This is a genomic window from Phaeacidiphilus oryzae TH49, assembly GCF_000744815.1.
GTDB classification, from domain to species: Bacteria; Actinomycetota; Actinomycetes; order Streptomycetales; family Streptomycetaceae; genus Phaeacidiphilus; species Phaeacidiphilus oryzae.
Genome location: NZ_JQMQ01000005.1, coordinates 1092846 through 1108067 on the forward strand (window position 1 = coordinate 1092846; position 15222 = coordinate 1108067).

General features: G+C 71.9%; 12 protein-coding genes. 2 read left to right on the forward strand and 10 right to left on the reverse strand.

Features of this window, described 5'->3' with window-relative positions:
- Window positions 1–8 precede the first annotated feature (8 nt).
- From BS73_RS09265 to arc, 7 genes are all read right to left on the reverse strand, one after another.
- On the reverse strand, window positions 9–1034 hold the full coding sequence (locus BS73_RS09265) for an FKBP-type peptidyl-prolyl cis-trans isomerase (protein ID WP_051939736.1): 1026 nt from the start codon (window positions 1032–1034) through the stop codon (window positions 9–11).
- Window positions 1035–1197: 163 nt separating this feature from the next.
- Window positions 1198–2559, reverse strand: coding sequence for a Pup--protein ligase (gene pafA, locus BS73_RS09270; protein ID WP_037571014.1), 1362 nt, complete (start codon window positions 2557–2559; stop codon window positions 1198–1200).
- A 155-nt stretch (window positions 2560–2714) separates the two neighbouring features.
- On the reverse strand, window positions 2715–3527 hold the full coding sequence (prcA, locus tag BS73_RS09275) for a proteasome subunit alpha (RefSeq protein ID WP_051939737.1): 813 nt from the start codon (window positions 3525–3527) through the stop codon (window positions 2715–2717).
- Window positions 3528–3584: 57 nt separating this feature from the next.
- Window positions 3585–4433: a proteasome subunit beta gene (gene prcB, locus BS73_RS09280; protein ID WP_037571017.1), complete on the reverse strand. Its 849-nt coding sequence runs from the start codon at window positions 4431–4433 to the stop codon at window positions 3585–3587.
- A 235-nt stretch (window positions 4434–4668) separates the two neighbouring features.
- A complete protein-coding gene (locus BS73_RS09285) occupies window positions 4669–4887 on the reverse strand; it encodes a ubiquitin-like protein Pup (protein WP_200886671.1) in 219 nt (72 codons plus the stop codon).
- A 249-nt stretch (window positions 4888–5136) separates the two neighbouring features.
- A complete protein-coding gene (dop, locus tag BS73_RS09290; RefSeq protein WP_200886672.1) occupies window positions 5137–6663 on the reverse strand; it encodes a depupylase/deamidase Dop in 1527 nt (508 codons plus the stop codon).
- A 308-nt stretch (window positions 6664–6971) separates the two neighbouring features.
- Window positions 6972–8738 (reverse strand): proteasome ATPase, encoded by a 1767-nt coding sequence (gene arc, locus BS73_RS09295; RefSeq protein WP_037571026.1) that lies wholly within the window; start codon window positions 8736–8738, stop codon window positions 6972–6974.
- 302 nt (window positions 8739–9040) lie between these two features.
- On the opposite strand from arc, the gene BS73_RS09300 reads away from it, so the two are divergent.
- The gene (locus tag BS73_RS09300; RefSeq protein WP_037571029.1) at window positions 9041–9379 is read left to right on the forward strand and encodes a ferredoxin; all 339 of its coding nucleotides are present in this window, start codon (window positions 9041–9043) and stop codon (window positions 9377–9379) included.
- Between the two features lie 71 nt (window positions 9380–9450).
- Here BS73_RS09300 and BS73_RS34530 read toward each other — a convergent pair whose 3' ends face one another.
- The 3 genes from BS73_RS34530 to BS73_RS09315 all read right to left on the reverse strand — a co-directional run bounded on the left by BS73_RS34530 (window position 9451) and on the right by BS73_RS09315 (window position 14126).
- A complete protein-coding gene (locus BS73_RS34530) occupies window positions 9451–11634 on the reverse strand; it encodes a hypothetical protein (protein ID WP_152617559.1) in 2184 nt (727 codons plus the stop codon).
- Between the two features lie 166 nt (window positions 11635–11800).
- A complete protein-coding gene (locus BS73_RS09310) occupies window positions 11801–12775 on the reverse strand; it encodes a tRNA (adenine-N1)-methyltransferase (protein WP_037571031.1) in 975 nt (324 codons plus the stop codon).
- Between the two features lie 10 nt (window positions 12776–12785).
- Complete coding sequence (locus BS73_RS09315) at window positions 12786–14126, reverse strand: site-2 protease family protein (RefSeq protein WP_063836945.1); 1341 nt, start codon at window positions 14124–14126, stop codon at window positions 12786–12788.
- Window positions 14127–14319: 193 nt separating this feature from the next.
- Between BS73_RS09315 and BS73_RS09320 the strand changes: the two genes are divergently transcribed.
- On the forward strand, window positions 14320–15219 hold the full coding sequence (locus BS73_RS09320) for a RecB family exonuclease (RefSeq protein WP_051939739.1): 900 nt from the start codon (window positions 14320–14322) through the stop codon (window positions 15217–15219).
- The last annotated feature ends 3 nt before the right edge of the window (window positions 15220–15222 follow it).

Here is a 15222-nt window from a genome sequence, read left to right on the forward strand (position 1 = left end):
GGCGCGGCTCAGTCCGCGGCGAGGATGTCGACCACGAAGGTGAGGTCGGCGTTCTTGGGGATGTTCGAGCCGGACGGCGGGGTCGCGCCGTAGCCCTGGGCGGACGGGATGGAGATCACGACCCTGCTGCCCACGGTCTGCCCGACGAGGCCGTTGGCCATCCCGGGGATCACGCTGGTGCAGGCGCCGGACTGCCCCGAGGCGGTGGAGAAGCAGGTCGCCCCGCCGTGCGACCAGGAGGAGTCGAAGACCTTGCCGTTGCTCAGCAGCGCGCCGGTGTACTGCACCACCGCGTCCTCGCCCGCCGTGATCTTGTGACCGGATCCCTTCACCAGCACCGCGGTCTTCAGCTTCTTCGCCGTCCTGGCCGCGGCCGGCACGGTGAAGCTGGCGGCCTTCCCGGCCGAGGCCGTCACCTGCGGCATGTCCGAGGGCACCGACTGCTGCGAGCCGGAGACCGCGTCGTTCGCGCCGACCCGGTCGGTCACGTCGACCACCAGCGCCAGGGTGTCGGTCTTCTTGACGCCCATCGAGTTGCCCGAGGCCATGTCCGCCGCAGCGGCCGCCGGCGGGGCCACCACCAGGACGCGGCTGCCGACCTTGTGCCCGCGCACCGCCTTCTCGATCGCCGGGATCAGCTGCGACTGCGGGTTCAGCAGCTGCGGGGTCGCGGTGGTGTACGGCGAGAGGGTCTTGCCCGAGGTCCAGTCCTTGACCAGGATCTGCGCGGTCGCGTAGTCGCTTGCGCCGACGGTCGGGCCGGAGCCCTGGGTGACGGTGTGGACGACGAACTTGTCGCTCGGCTTCTGCCCCGTGGGAATGGTCAGGGTGGCCGACTTGCCGAAGGCGCCGCCGACGGCCGGCATCGGCGAGGCCGAGTCCACCGCGGCCGGCACCGCGGGGGTCGAGGGGGAGGCCGAGGCCGAGGCCGAGGGGGTGGCGGCATCGGAGGCGGTCTTCTTGCCGCTGCTTCCGCAGGCGGTGAGCAGCAGGGCGGGCGCGACGAGCAGCGCGGCAGCAGCGATACGGCGCACGAGCAGAGTCCTTAAAACGTGAGCGGAGGCCTTCGGTCCGGCGCCACTCTACGCAACCCGAGCACCCTCGCGTCGAAAAGCGGCCGCCCCCGGCCGGTCGGAACCGGTCGGAGGCGGCCGCCCACCCCGGCTCGCCCGCCGGGACGACTGGCTCAGGGCCCCGTCACATCCCGGCGATCAGCTTGTCCACCCGCTCGTCGACCGAGCGGAACGGGTCCTTGCAGAGCACCGTCCGCTGCGCCTGGTCGTTCAGCTTCAGATGCACCCAGTCCACCGTGAAGTCCCGGCGCTGCTCCTGGGCCCGGCGGATGAAGTCGCCGCGCAGCCGCGCCCGGGTGGTCTGCGGCGGCACCGACTTGGCCTCGAAGATCCGCACGTCGTCGGTGACCCGCTCGGCCTGCCCGCGGTTCTGCATCAGGTAGTAGAGGCCGCGCCGGCGGTGGATGTCGTGGTACGCCAGGTCGATCTGGGCGATCCGCGGGTGCGACATCGAGATGCCGTGCTTCTCCCGGTACCGCTCGATCAACCGGTACTTCATCACCCAGTCGATCTCCCGGTCGACCATCGCGAGGTTCTGCGTCCGGACCGCCTCCAGGGTGCGGCCCCAGAGGTCCAGCACCCGCTCGACCGTGCCGGTCCTGATCCCGCGCCGGTCGGCGAACTCGGCGGCCTTGGAGTAGTACTCCTCCTGGATCTCCAGCGCGCTGGCCTCCCGGCCGTTGGCCAGCCGGACCAGCCGCCCGCCGGTGAGGTCGTGGCTGACCTCGCGGATCGCCCGGATCGGGTTCTCCAGGGTGAGGTCCCGCATCACCGTGCCGGCCTCGATCATCCGCAGCACCAGGTCGGTGGCGCCGACCTTGAGCAGCGTGGTGGTCTCCGACATGTTGGAGTCGCCGACGATGACGTGCAGCCGACGGTAGCGCTCGGCGTCGGCGTGCGGCTCGTCCCTGGTGTTGATGATCGGGCGGGAGCGGGTCGTCGCCGAGGAGACCCCCTCCCAGATGTGCTCGGCCCGCTGGCTCACGCAGTACACGGCGCCCCGCGGGGTCTGCAGCACCTTCCCCGCGCCGCAGATCAGCTGGCGGGTCACCAGGAAGGGGATCAGCACGTCGGCCAGCCGGGAGAACTCCCCGTGCCGGGCCACCAGGTAGTTCTCGTGGCAGCCGTAGGAGTTCCCGGCCGAGTCGGTGTTGTTCTTGAAGAGGTAGACGTCCCCGGCGATGCCCTCCTCGTGCAGCCGCCGCTCGGCGTCCACCAGGAGGCCCTCCAGGATCCGCTCCCCCGCCTTGTCGTGCGTCACCAGCTCGCGCACGTCGTCGCATTCGGGGGTGGCGTACTCGGGGTGGGACCCGACGTCCAGGTAGAGCCGGGCGCCGTTGCGCAGGAAGACGTTGCTGCTGCGGCCCCACGACACCACGCGGCGGAAAAGGTACCGCGCGACCTCGTCCGGGGACAGCCTGCGCTGCCCGCGGAACGTGCAGGTCACGCCGTACTCGTTCTCCAACCCGAAAATCCGGCGGTCCATCGGTACTCCTTCCCCGCGGCCCCGCAGACGCGGGATCCATGAGTGCAGTACCCGGCACGGTCGCGTTTCAGGCGGGCGGACCCCGCCGACCGGGCGGTTTCTGACGGCTCATCGGCCGAACGGGCCGCAGTGCCGCGGGAAACCGCCCGCGCGCGTCACTCCGGGTCGGAAGACGTGGTGCCCGGCTCCTCCGGCGGGGCGACCGGGATGTCCTCGTCGTCCGCGGTCGCGCCGGTGCCGGCACCGCCCACGGTCTCGGTGGCGGGAGCGGTCTCCAGCAGCCGGCCCAGCTGGGTGCCGAGCAGCCGCTTGAACTTCCGCTGCTGCGGCCGCGTGCGGTCGAGCACCGCGACCTCGAGCTGATCCTGCGTCAGGGTCCGGTCCTGACCGCCGTTCGGGTCCCGGGCCAGGCCCTGCACCGCGAGACGGACGGCCTCGCCGAGGGACATCCCGTCGTGGTGCTGCTTGCCCAGGTAGTTGCTGATCGAGTCGGCGCTGCCGCCGACCGCCACCGAGCCGTGCTCGTCCACCACGGAGCCGTCCGGGGTCAGCCGGTAGATCTGGTCGTCGTCGGGGCCCTTGCCGACCTCGGCGACGATCAGCTCCACCTCGTACGGCTTCTCGCCGGTCGAGGAGAAGATGGTGCCCAGCGTCTGGGCGTAGACGTTGGCCAGGCCGCGGGCGTTGACGTCGGCCCGGTCGTAGGAGTAGCCCCGCAGGTCGGCGTAGCGCACCCCGCCGATCCGGAGGTTCTCGAACTCGTTGTATCGGCCGACGGCGGCGAAGGCGATCCGGTCGTAGATCTCGGAGACCTTGTGCAGCGCCCGCGAGGTGTTCTCCGCGACGAAGACGATGCCGTCGGCGTAGGTGAGCACGACCACCGAGCGGCCGCGCGCGATGCCCTTGCGGGCGTACTCGGCGCGGTCCGCCATGGCCTGCTGGGGTGAGACGTAGAACGGCGTCGACACCGGCAGTCGTCCCCTTCTCTGTCAGTGGATCGGTATCAGTGATAAGTCGATAAACCGTCAGGTGATCGAGGCGCGCGGCCCGTCCGGGCTCTCCAGGCGCTCCTCCAGCACCCGCCGGGCGATCGAGCTGACCTCGTCCTCGTCCATCCGCCGGTAGCCCTCGTCGGTGATCACCGCGATCACCGGGAAGATCTTCCGGGTGACGTCGGGGCCGCCGGTCGCCGAGTCGTCGTCGGCGGCGTCGTAGAGCGCCTGGACGACGGCGGTCGCCGTCTGCTCCTCCGTCAGATCCCGGCGGTAGAGCTTCTTCAGGGAGCTGCGGGCGAAGGTCGAACCCGAGCCGGTGGCCGTGAAGTCCTTCTCCTCGTAGCGCCCGCCGGTGACGTCGTAGCTGAACATCCGGCCGCGGCCCTCGTCGATGTCGTAGCCGGCGAAGACCGGGACGACGGCCAGGCCCTGCATGGCCATGCCGAGGTTGGAGCGGATCATGGTGGTCAGGCGGTTGGCCTTGCCCTCCAGGGAGAGCTGGGCGCCCTCGATCTTCTCGTAGTGCTCCAGCTCGAGTTGGAAGAGGCGGACCATCTCCACGGCGAGACCGGCCGTACCGGCGATGCCCACCGCCGAGTACTCGTCCGCCGGGAAGACCTTCTCCATGTCCCGCTTGGAGATCAGATTGCCCATGGTCGCCCGGCGGTCTCCGGCCAGGATCACGCCGCCGGGGAAGACCGCGGAGACGATCGTCGTGCCGTGCGGGGCCTCGACCACGCCGCTCTGGGGCAGCCCGCGGTGTCGGTTGCCGGGCAGCAGCTCGGGCTGGTGCGCGGCCAGGAACTCCACGAAGGAGGAGGACCCAGGAGTCAAGAAGGCAGCCGGTAGACGCCCGGTGCCACGAGTGTCGGCTTCCACGCGTTCCCTTCCAGATAGTCGGCAGCGGATGCGACGGACCCTACCCGTTCCATGGTCGTGATCCACCTGTCGGGCGGGCCCGCGCCCCGCCGCCGGGCCGAAAGAGCCGCGGAGCACTCGCGTCGCCTGGCCGGCCTGCGCCGGGCACGGCTCGACGGCGCGCGAGCGCTCCGCGGTCCGGGAATCTCCGCGGCGGGCGCGTCTCCGCCCCGCCGCCTTCGATTCCGAGGACGGATTACTCTCCGCCCTTCTGGACGAAACCCCTGACGAAGTCCTCGGCATTCGATTCCAGGACGTCATCGATATCGTCCAGGACGGCGTCGACGTCGTCGTCCAGCTTCTCCTTGCGTTCCTTCAGGTCCGAAGACTCGTCCGCCTCGGTCTCGACCTCCTCGACCTCGTCGGACGAGCGGTTAGCCCGCTGCTGGCCGCCGCCGGTGTCCTTGGTCGCCATGTCCCTCACCCCGCTCGATCGCGACTGGTCAGATAACTGGTCGGGTTGCTGCGTTCGCTACCGTTTGATCTTGCCGGTGGTCCTGGTCAGACCCTATACGCGGGGACTGACAAGCGCTGCCGTTCCACGTTCCCCGTGCAACGTCCGGTGCTGCACCGATAATGCCCAGCACCGCCGAGTTCACCCGCCGTGACCACCTGCGATCGGCTGGTTACGCGCTGAGCGGAAGCCCTGCGGCCCGCCCCGCACTCACCCTCCTCCGGACAGCACCCGCACCAGGTCCTCGGCCGTGCGGCAGCGGTCCAGCAGCGCCTTGACGTGGTTCCTGGTGCCGCGCAGCGGCTCCAGCGTCGGGACCCGCTGCAGCGAGTCCCGGCCCGGCAGGTCGAAGATGACGGAGTCCCAGCTGGCCGCGGCCACGTGCTCGGCGTACTGCTCCAGGCAGCGCCCGCGGAAGTAGGCCCTGGTGTCCTCCGGCGGCCTGATGACCGCCCGCTGGACCTCCTCCTCGGTCACGATCCGGTCGAACCGGCCACGCGCCACCAGGCGGTTGTAGAGGCCCTTCTCCTCGCGGACGTCGGCGTACTGGAGGTCCACCAGATGGAGGGTCGGGTGGTCCCAGTCCAGGCTGTCGCGGCTGCGGTAGCCCTCCAGGATCTGCTTCTTGGCGACCCAGTCGAGCTCGCGGCTGAGGGACATCGGGTCCCGCTCCAGCCGGCCGAGGACGTCCTCCCAGCGGGCCAGGACGTCCCGGGTCTGGGTGTCGGCGTCCTGGCCGTATCGGTCTTCCACGTACTTGCGGGCCAGCTCGCAGTACTCCATCTGGAGCTGGACCGCCGTCAGCTTCCTTCCGTTCCGCAGCGTGATGTTGTGCTGCAGCTCGGTGTCGTGCGAGACCTGGTGGAGGGTGCGGACCGGCTGGTCGACCGCCAGGTCCACGTTGATGAAGCCATCCTCGATCATGGACAGCACCAGCGAGGTGGTGCCCAGCTTGAGGTAGGTGGACACCTCGGAGAGGTTGGCGTCCCCGATGATCACGTGCAGCCTGCGGTACTTCTCGGCGTCCGCGTGGGGCTCGTCCCGGGTGTTGATGATCGGGCGCTTGAGGGTGGTCTCCAGGCCCACCTCGACCTCGAAGTAGTCGGCGCGCTGACTGATCTGGAAGCCGTGCGCCGAGCCGTCCTGGTTGATGCCCACCCGGCCGGCGCCGGTCACCACCTGCCGGGAGACGAAGAACGGGGTGAGGTGCCGGACGATGTCCGCGAACGGCGTCCGGCGGCGCATCAGGTAGTTCTCGTGGGTGCCGTAGGAGGCGCCCTTGTTGTCGGTGTTGTTCTTGTACAGGTGGATCGGATGGGGCTGGGAGTGGGCGGGGGTCAGCTCACCCGCCCGGGCGGCCGCCTCGGCCATGATCCGCTCGCCGGCCTTGTCCCAGAGCACGGCGTCCCGCGGGTTGGTGGTCTCCGGGGCGGAGTACTCCGGGTGGGCGTGGTCCACGTACAGCCGGGCGCCGTTGGTCAGGATGACGTTCGCCAGGCCGATGTCCTCGTCGGTCAGCTGGCTGGCGTCGGCGGCCTCGCGCGCCAGGTCGAAGCCGCGGGCATCGCGGAGCGGGTTCTCCTCCTCGAAGTCCCAGCGGGCCCGCCGCGCCCGGTGCATCGCCGCCGCGTAGGCGTTGACGACCTGGGACGAGGTGAGCATGGCGTTCGCGTTGGGGTGCCCTGGAACGGAGATCCCGTACTCCGTCTCGATACCCATCACGCGCCGTACTGACATGCGGCCCTCCTTGCCCTGCGGCACCGCCCTTCCGGAAGCGCCGCTGCCGTACCGCGTTGCGTCTCTGGTCCCACCGCCTCGGGCGCCGCCGGCGGCGTCGGCCCGGCGCGGTACTGCCGAGCCTAGAACTCCCGATCGCAGTCCGGGAGATCACGCGTCGTCAAGTCTTGGCCGTGCGTCCGTTCGTGCCCGTCAGACACCCGACCGGGGCCCAAAAAGCCGACCGGCCGCCGGAGCCCGTGAGCGACGGGCCCCGGTGGCCGGGCTCGGGGACCGGGACGCCGACGGCGACCCGGCCCCCGATCGGGTTACAGGTACTGACCGGTGTTCGCCACCGTGTCGATCGAGCGGCCGGACTCGGCGCCCTGCTTTCCGGTGACGAGGGTGCGGATGTAGACGATCCGCTCGCCCTTCTTGCCGGAGATCCGGGCCCAGTCGTCCGGGTTGGTGGTGTTCGGCAGGTCCTCGTTCTCCTTGAACTCGTCGACGCAGGCCGAGATCAGGTGGGAGACGCGCAGACCCTTCTGGCCGTGGTCCAGGAAGTCCTTGATGGCCATCTTCTTGGCCCGGCCCACGATGTTCTCGATCATGGCGCCGGAGTTGAAGTCCTTGAAGTACAAGGTCTCCTTGTCACCGTTGGCGTAGGTGACCTCCAGGAAGCGGTTCTCGTCGGACTCCGCGTACATCCGCTCGACGACGGTCTGGATCATGGCCACCGCGGTCTCGCCGACCGAGCCGCCGTGCTCCTTGACGTCGTCCGGGTGCAGCGGCAGGGAGGACTTGAGGTACTTGGAGAAGATGTCCTTCGCCGCCTCGGCGTCCGGGCGCTCGATCTTGATCTTCACATCGAGCCGTCCCGGGCGGAGGATCGCGGGGTCGATCATGTCCTCGCGGTTCGACGCGCCGATGACGATGACGTTCTCCAGGCCCTCCACACCGTCGATCTCCGCCAGCAGCTGCGGGACGATGGTGTTCTCCACGTCCGAGCTGACACCGGAGCCGCGGGTGCGGAAGAGGGACTCCATCTCGTCGAAGAAGACGATGACGGGGGTGCCCTCGGAGGCCTTCTCCCTAGCCCGCTGGAAGACCAGCCGGATCTGACGCTCCGTCTCCCCGACGTACTTGTTGAGGAGTTCGGGGCCCTTGATGTTCAGGAAGTAGCTCTTGCCCTGCGGCCGGCCGGTGACCTCGGCGACCTTCTTGGCCAGCGAGTTCGCCACCGCCTTGGCGATCAGGGTCTTGCCGCAGCCGGGCGGGCCGTAGAGGAGCACGCCCTTGGGCGCCCGCAGCTCGAACTCCTGGAAGAGCTCGGCGTGCAGGTAGGGGAGCTCGACCGCGTCCCGGATCGCCTCGATCTGGCCGGCCAGGCCGCCGATCCGGGAGTAGTCGATGTCCGGCACCTCTTCGAGGACCAGCTCCTCGACCTCGCTCTTGGGCACGACCTCGTAGACGTACCCGGAACGGGGTTCGAGCAGCAGGGCGTCACCCGCCCGGAGGGTCTCCCCGAGCAGCGGCTCGGCCAGCCGGACCACACGCTCCTCGTCGGTGTGCCCGACGACGAGGGCCCGATCGCCGCCGTCCAGGAGTTCTTTGAGCGTGACGATGTCGCCGATGCTCTCGAACTCCATGGCGTCTACGACGTTGAGCGCCTCGTTGAGCATGACCTCCTGGCCGCGCCTGAGCTCCTCCAGCGGCACGTTGGGGCTGACGTTCACCCGCAGTTTTCGGCCGCCGGTGAAGATGTCCGCCGTGCCGTCCTCGTTGGCCTCCAGGAAGGTGCCGAACCCGGCGGGCGGTTGGGCCAGCCGGTCCACCTCCTCCTTCAAGGCCACGATCTGGTCGCGGGCCTCGCGCAACGTGGACGCCAGCCGCTCGTTCTGGGCCGTCACGCCCGCCAGGTTGGTCTGGAGTTCGACGATGCGCTCTTCCAGGATCCTGGTGTGACGCGGAGAGTCCGCGAGCTTGCGGCGCAGGACGGCGATCTCCTGCTCAAGAAAGGAGACCTGATTGCCGGTCTCCTCGGAACCCCGCGCGGGCCTGCCGCTGCGGTTGTAGTCGTCATCGTGGGCTGCCACGGTCCTCACCTCCTCCGGGGGAGCTGGACGCTTCCAGACCCTACCTGGGCCGGGGAGTGTTGAAACCCCTAGATCACAAAGACGGAAGGGGTGTGTCCGATCTTCACCCTTGCGCACGTCCCCACGCCAGGGAGATACCCAGCCCACCGCGCCCGAAAGCGACCAGTTGTATCGTCGGAGCGGTCGATATGCGATCGAGCCCGCCGAAGCCGGGACCAAGCGTGTACCGATGGTGGGAATACGGGCGGCGTGACGAGCGCGCGGCACGACCGCGGCACCAAGACTCAGGAACGGCAGGCGAGATGGCGGGAACGGACGGCGGCGCGGGGGCGCGCGGGGGCGCGGCGGGCGCGACGACCGAGGAGCTCGAGGTCTGGATCGACCAGGACCTGTGCACCGGGGACGGCATCTGCGCGCAGTACGCGCCCGAGGTCTTCGAGCTCGACATCGACGGGCTGGCCTACGTCAAGGCCGAGGGCGAGGAGGAGCTGCGCACCGAGCCGGGCGCGACGGCTCCGGTGCCGGTGGCGATCCTCCAGGACGTGGTGGCCTCCGCGAAGGAGTGCCCGGGCGACTGCATCCACGTCCGCAGGACCGCCGACCGCGTCGAGGTCTACGGCCCGGACGCGGAGGACGACTGACCGGGCCGCCCTCCCCTCCCCCGCGGGGGCGGTGGGCGGCCGGCGCCGGTGGGCCAGGCGGGTCAGGCGGGTCAGGCTGCCGAGCCGGTCAGCCCGACGCTGCGCTTGTAGCCGCCGCCGGGGCTCGGCGTCCAGGTCAGCGTCTCGTGGAGGTCCGGGCAGCAGCGCGGAACCTCGGCCGCCGAGTATCCACTGGCCTGCCCGTGCAGCACACCGTCGGCGCGGAGCGCAAGGCTCAGAACGGTCAGTTCCTCGGACGGCTTGATCAGGGTGTAGGCCACCTTCGGCTTACCGTCCGAGCCGTTCTTGATGACGTACGCCCCGTCGGGCGGGGTGCCGGTCTCGGCGTCGCAGTGCGCGGCGATGATGGTGGCGTCGTCGCCCTTGCCGGTGAGATCGGCGTAGAAGCGCTGGGTGATCTTCGTCGGCAGCCCGGCGCAGTCCAGCGGGAGCTTCACCTTGTCGGCGTCGGGCGCGGCGGAGGCGGCGATGGCGTGCGGCCCGTTGCCGGCCGCGGTGCTGCCGGAGGCCCCGTCGTCCACCGTGGACGCGCCCTTCGCCGGAGCGATGGCGAACGCCACGCCGATCACGGCGGCGACGCCGACGGCGGTCGCCACCCACTGCTTGACCCCCAGCCGCCGCCGGGGCGCGGCCACGCCTACCCGGGAGGCGTCTTCGCTCCCGGCGTCCCCGGCGGCAGCCTTCGCCGCCGGCGCCGACTCGGGAGCGCCCGTACCCACGCCACCGGCGGCAGTCCCCGCCTTCCGGCCCGACCCCGCGCCGACAGCGGCAGGCGCGGGCCGGGCCTCCTCCGCGTCAGCCTCGCCCTCGGCAGCAGGCTTCGCCTCGCCGCTCGACGCGACGTCGTCGTTGCCCACAGCGGCGGGCTCGACCGGCTCAGGAGCGGCCTCAGCGACGTCCTCGCCCTCGGCGGCAACCGCACCGTCGGCAGCGGGCTTCGCCTTCCGGTCCGACCCGGCAGCGGCAGGCTCGACCACCGGCCCAGGCCCGACCTCCTCCGCGTCAGCCTCGCCCTCGGCGGCAGACTTCGCCTTGGCAGCGGGATTCGCCTCGCCGCTCGACCCGGCGTCGTCGGCGCCGACAGCGGCGGCCTCGACCGGCTCAGGAGCGGCCTCCGCGCTGTCCACGCCATCAGCGGCAGCCGCATCCCCGGCAGCAGGCGCCGCCTTCCCGGCCTTCCGGCCCGACCCCGCTTCTGCGTCCCCGGCAGCGTCAGGCTCGACACCCGACTCGGCCCCGGCCTCCTCCGCGTCACCCACGCCCTCGGCGGCCGGCGCCGCCTCGCCACTCGACCCGGCGTCGTCGGCGCCGACAGCGGCGGCCTCGACCGGCTCAGGACCGGGCTCCGCGATGTCCACGACCTCGGCAGCAGCTGCCCCCTTGGCAGCAGGCGCCGCATCGCCGCTCGACCCCCCGTCTGCGGGGTCAGCGGCGACAGGCTCGACAGCCGACTCGGGCCTGGCCTCCTTCGCGTCACCTTCGCCGTCGGCGGCCGGCGCCGCCTCGCCGCTCGACGCGGTGTCGTCGGCGCCGACAGCGGCGGGCTCGACCGGCTCAGGAGCGGCCTCCGCAATGGCCACGCCGTCGGCGGCAGGCTCGGCACCCGACTCGGGGCCGGCCTCCCCCGTGTCACCCACGCCCTCGGCGGCAGGCGCCGCCTCGGCCGGCTCAGGGCCGGCCTCCGCCATGTCCGCGCGCTCGGCAGCGGTCTCCGCGTCCCCGCTCGGCCCCGCGTCCCCGGCGTCGGCAGCTGCGGGCTCGACTGCGTCAGGAGCCGCCTTCGGGGTGTCCCCGCCGTCGGGGGCGGGCTTCGGCTCCGGCTCTGCGGCAGCGGCAGGCTCGGGGGCGGCCTTCGCGGCCTTCGCGGCAGCGGCAACGGCAGCGGTCGGCTTGCGGTTCGGGCGTGGGGCTGGGGAGCGCGTGGCGGTGCGCTTCGGCTCCGTGGGCGGCTTGCCCTTGGCGGGAGGCTTCGGCCGCGCGGGCGGGGTCGCGGCGGCGGCCTTCGAGGTCGGCTCGCCGTCGGCCTTCACGGCCTTCGCGGCCTTGGCGCTCCGCTCCGGAACGGTCTCGGCCTCTGACGCGGACGCGGTCGCGGAAGGCGGATGGTTTCTCTGGCTCGCTGGGCGGGCGCGCTCGGTGGCCGGGTCGTCTGCCGGGACCGCTTCCTGCACGTACGCTCTCCCCTTTGGCGGCATAGGTGTGGGCGACGGGGTGTCGGGATTGTTGCGTGGCATCGTGCCACAACCTGGGCCTCAGGTTACTCGGGGGTTCCCCCGTTCGGAGGTCCTCGCAGAACCCGCGCACGGCCCTTGCTCCGCCAGCAGACTGACACCACGTCAACCGCCCCCGGTCAAGGGACCGAAGTCCCGACCGGAGGCGGCTGACGGCGACCGGGGTTCATCAGCCGGTCGGCGTGTCGTCACCCTCGGCGTCCGCCGCCCGCGCGGCCTTCCGCGCGGCGAGCCGCTCGGCCAGCGGCGGCGGGCCGGACGCCGCGCCCGACTCCTCCACGTTCTCGCCGTACGCGCCCTTCGCCGGCCGGCGCCGGCGCAGCGGCGGCTCGACCCCGTCGGCCATCCGCCGGGCGGTCAGCAGGAATCCGGTGTGCCCGATCATCCGGTGGTCCGGCCGGACCGCCAGCCCCTCCACATGCCAGGTGCGCACCAGCGACTCCCAGGCCTGCGGCTCGGTGAAGGTGCCGTGGCCGCGCAGCGCCTCGACCGTGGTCGAGAGCTGCGTCGTGGTGGCCACGTAGCAGCACAGCACGCCGCCCGGGACCAGCGCCTTGGAGACCGCGTCCAGGCACTCCCAGGGCGCCAGCATGTCCAGCACCACCCGGTCCACCTCGGTCTCCGCCAGGTTGTCCTGGAGGTCGCCGATGGTGAGCCGCCAGGCGGGGTGCGGCCCGCCGAAGTACCGCTCGACGTTCGCCTGCGCGATCTCCGCGAAGTCAGAGCGCCGCTCGTAGGAGGAGAGCGAGCCGGAGTCGCCGACGGCGCGCAGCAGCGCCATCGACAGCGCGCCGGAGCCGACACCCGCCTCCACGACGCGGGCGCCGGGGAAGATGTCGGCCATCGTGATGATCTGCCCCGAGTCCTTCGGGTACACGACGGCGGCGCCGCGAGGCATGGACAGGACGTAGTCGGGGAGCAGGGGCCGCAGGGCGAGATACTCGGTCTTCCCTGTGGTGCGCACGACGGTGCCCTCAGGGGCACCGATCAGCTCGTCGTGGGAGAAGGCGCCCTTGTGGGTGTGGAAGGACTTCCCGGGTTCGAGCGTGATGGTGTGGTGGCGACCCTTGGGGTCGGTGAGCTGGACCTGGTCCCCGACCTGGAAGGGCCCGCGACGGCGGGCTGCACCGGTCGGTTCGGACATGCCGCAGAGTCTACGGGAGTTCGGGGCCTCCCCCGACCGCGCGGTCCGGCGCGGACCCGCCCCCCGGCGGCGGCGCCGCCGGCCCGCCCGCCGTGGGCGGCCGCCCGGCCATCGCCCTGCTGAACGCCGCCTCCACGTCCAGCGCGGACAGCACCCCCACCACCGACCCGTCCGCCTCCTCGACCAGGTACTCGGTGGCCGGCACCGCGCGCAGCCGGTCCAGCAGGTCCTCCCCGCGCAGCTCGGCCCTGATCCGCAGGCTCGGGTCGAGGTCCCTGGTGACGGCGCTGACCGCCGTCCAGGGTCGCCGCTGCTCCGGCAGCCCGGCCACGGCCCGCTCCCGGACCAGGCCGATCGGCGTCCCGGCCCGGTCGGTGACCACGACCCCGCGCGCGCCCTGCTCCTTGGTCCGCCGCAGCACCTCGGAGACGGGGGTGTCCGCGGTGACGCTCAGCGCGGGCCGGCACAGCGCCCGCGCCTCCAGGTAGGGCAGCCGCTCGCGCAGCCGGGCGACCCGCAGGCTGCCGCCGGCGCCCTGCCACATGATCCCGCCGAGGACGATCGCCAGGACAGTGTCGGTGAGGGTGTCGACCATGCTGTGGTCGATCCGCCGGCTGTAGGAGAGCCACGGCAGTCCGATCACCACCGCGATCGCCAGCAGCCGGCCGGCCCACGCGGCGGCCAGGGTCCCCGCCATCGGGTTGCGGGTGGCCTTCCACACGGCGGCGCGCAGCATCCGGCCGCCGTCCAGCGGCAGCCCGGGCAGCAGGTTGAAGGCGGCCACGATGATGTTGCTGACCATCAGCCCGCCGAGGAGCACCGCCACCACCCCGCCGCCGGCGGCCAGTTGCAGCAGCAGATAGAAGAAGGCCCCGAGCACCAGCGAGAGCAGCGGTCCGACGAAGGCCAGCCAGAACTCCCGCCCGGGGGTCTCCGCCTCCTTCTCGATCTCCGAGACCCCGCCGAAGAACTGCAGCTGGATCCGGCGCACCGGCAGCCGGAAGCGCAGCGCCAGCACGGTGTGGGCGAGCTCGTGGACCAGCACGGAGGCGTAGAAGGCGACCGCGAAGAAGAGGGCGACCAGGTAGCGCGCCCCGCCGAGTCCGGGCAGCACATAGCGCAGCTGGCTGCCGAAGACCCAGGTGATCAGCGCGGCGATGAGGAACCAGGTGGGGGTGACGTACACCGGGACGCCGAACGGGCGGCCGACCCGGATACCGCCGCCCGGCCGGTCGTCGCCGTCCCGCCGGTCGTCGCGGTCCGGCCGCCCGCCGCCCTCCGGGCCGCCGCTCGGCCCCTCGCCGGAGCGGCCCGGCGCGGGAGTGGGTTGCTGCCCGGTGCTCTGCGCCAACGTGGTCGCCCTACCCCTCTTGTGCTGCCGCGCACTCGCGCAGCTGTGGCACGGTGATACTTCTGCCCACGCTACGTGAAAGCGTCGCCTCGGGCGATCGTGCCCAGTGCGGAGCGGCCGCCGGCGGGCCTCCGACCTCCGGTGGACGGGAGGGCGTCGGCGGATTGTCAGCGGGGCGGAATAGGGTCAGGGCATGCACCCCCCGGAGAGCCCGGCCGCCGCGGCCGTGAAACCCGCCCCTGCGTCCGCCCCCTCGGGGCTCTCGCCCTCGCGCGCCGACGACTTCATGACCTGCCCGCTGCTCTACCGCCTGCGGGTGATCGACAAGGTTCCGGAGCAGCCCAGCCCCGCGGCCACCCGCGGGACGATGGTGCACGCGGTGCTCGAGCGGCTCTATGACGCCCCGGCCGGCGAGCGCACGCCGACGGCGGCCCGCGCCCTGCTCCGGCCCGAGTGGGAGCGGCTGCTCGCCGAGCGCCCCGAACTGGCCGGGCTCTTCCCCGGCGCTGACGGCCCCTCCGAGCTGGCCCGCTGGCTGGCGGACGCCGAGGGGCTGCTGGACGCGTACTTCCGCCTGGAGGACCCGAACCGGCTGGAGCCGGCCGAGCGGGAGCTCTATGTGGAGACCGTGCTGGAGTCAGGGCTGCGGCTGCGCGGCTACGTGGACCGCCTCGACGTCGCCCCGACCGGCGAGCTCCGGGTGGTCGACTACAAGACGGGCCGGGCGCCCGGGCCGGACTTCGAGGCCAAGGCGCTCTTCCAGATGAAGTTCTACGCCCTGGTGCTGTGGCGGACGCGCGGGGTCGTCCCGCGCCGCCTCCAGCTGGTGTACCTGGGCGGCGGGGGCTCGATCCTCAGCTACGACCCCGACGAGAACGACCTGCGGGCGGTCGAGCGGAAGCTCCACGCCCTGTGGGACGCGATCGGCCGGGCGGTGCGGACGGGCGAGTTCCGGCCGAGGGCCGGCAAGCTGTGCGGCTGGTGCGACCACAAGTCGCTGTGCCCCGAGTTCGGCGGCACGCCCCCGCCCTATCCTTTGCCGGTGGTGTCCGTGCCCGATCCGGCCCGGGCGCCCGATGACCGCGTTGAGTGACGA

What these genes read in the sequence shown, in the direction of transcription:
- BS73_RS09300 (WP_037571029.1), top strand. Translation starts at nt 9,041, where the DNA reads ATGGCGGGAACGGACGGCGGCGCGGGGGCGCGCGGGGGCGCGGCGGGC.
- pafA (WP_037571014.1), bottom strand. Translation starts at nt 2,559, where the DNA reads ATGGACCGCCGGATTTTCGGGTTGGAGAACGAGTACGGCGTGACCTGC.
- dop (WP_200886672.1), bottom strand. Translation starts at nt 6,663, where the DNA reads ATGTCAGTACGGCGCGTGATGGGTATCGAGACGGAGTACGGGATCTCC.
- BS73_RS09320 (WP_051939739.1), top strand. Translation starts at nt 14,320, where the DNA reads ATGCACCCCCCGGAGAGCCCGGCCGCCGCGGCCGTGAAACCCGCCCCT.
- BS73_RS09285 (WP_200886671.1), bottom strand. Translation starts at nt 4,887, where the DNA reads ATGGCGACCAAGGACACCGGCGGCGGCCAGCAGCGGGCTAACCGCTCG.
- BS73_RS09310 (WP_037571031.1), bottom strand. Translation starts at nt 12,775, where the DNA reads ATGTCCGAACCGACCGGTGCAGCCCGCCGTCGCGGGCCCTTCCAGGTC.
- BS73_RS34530 (WP_152617559.1), bottom strand. Translation starts at nt 11,634, where the DNA reads ATGCCACGCAACAATCCCGACACCCCGTCGCCCACACCTATGCCGCCA.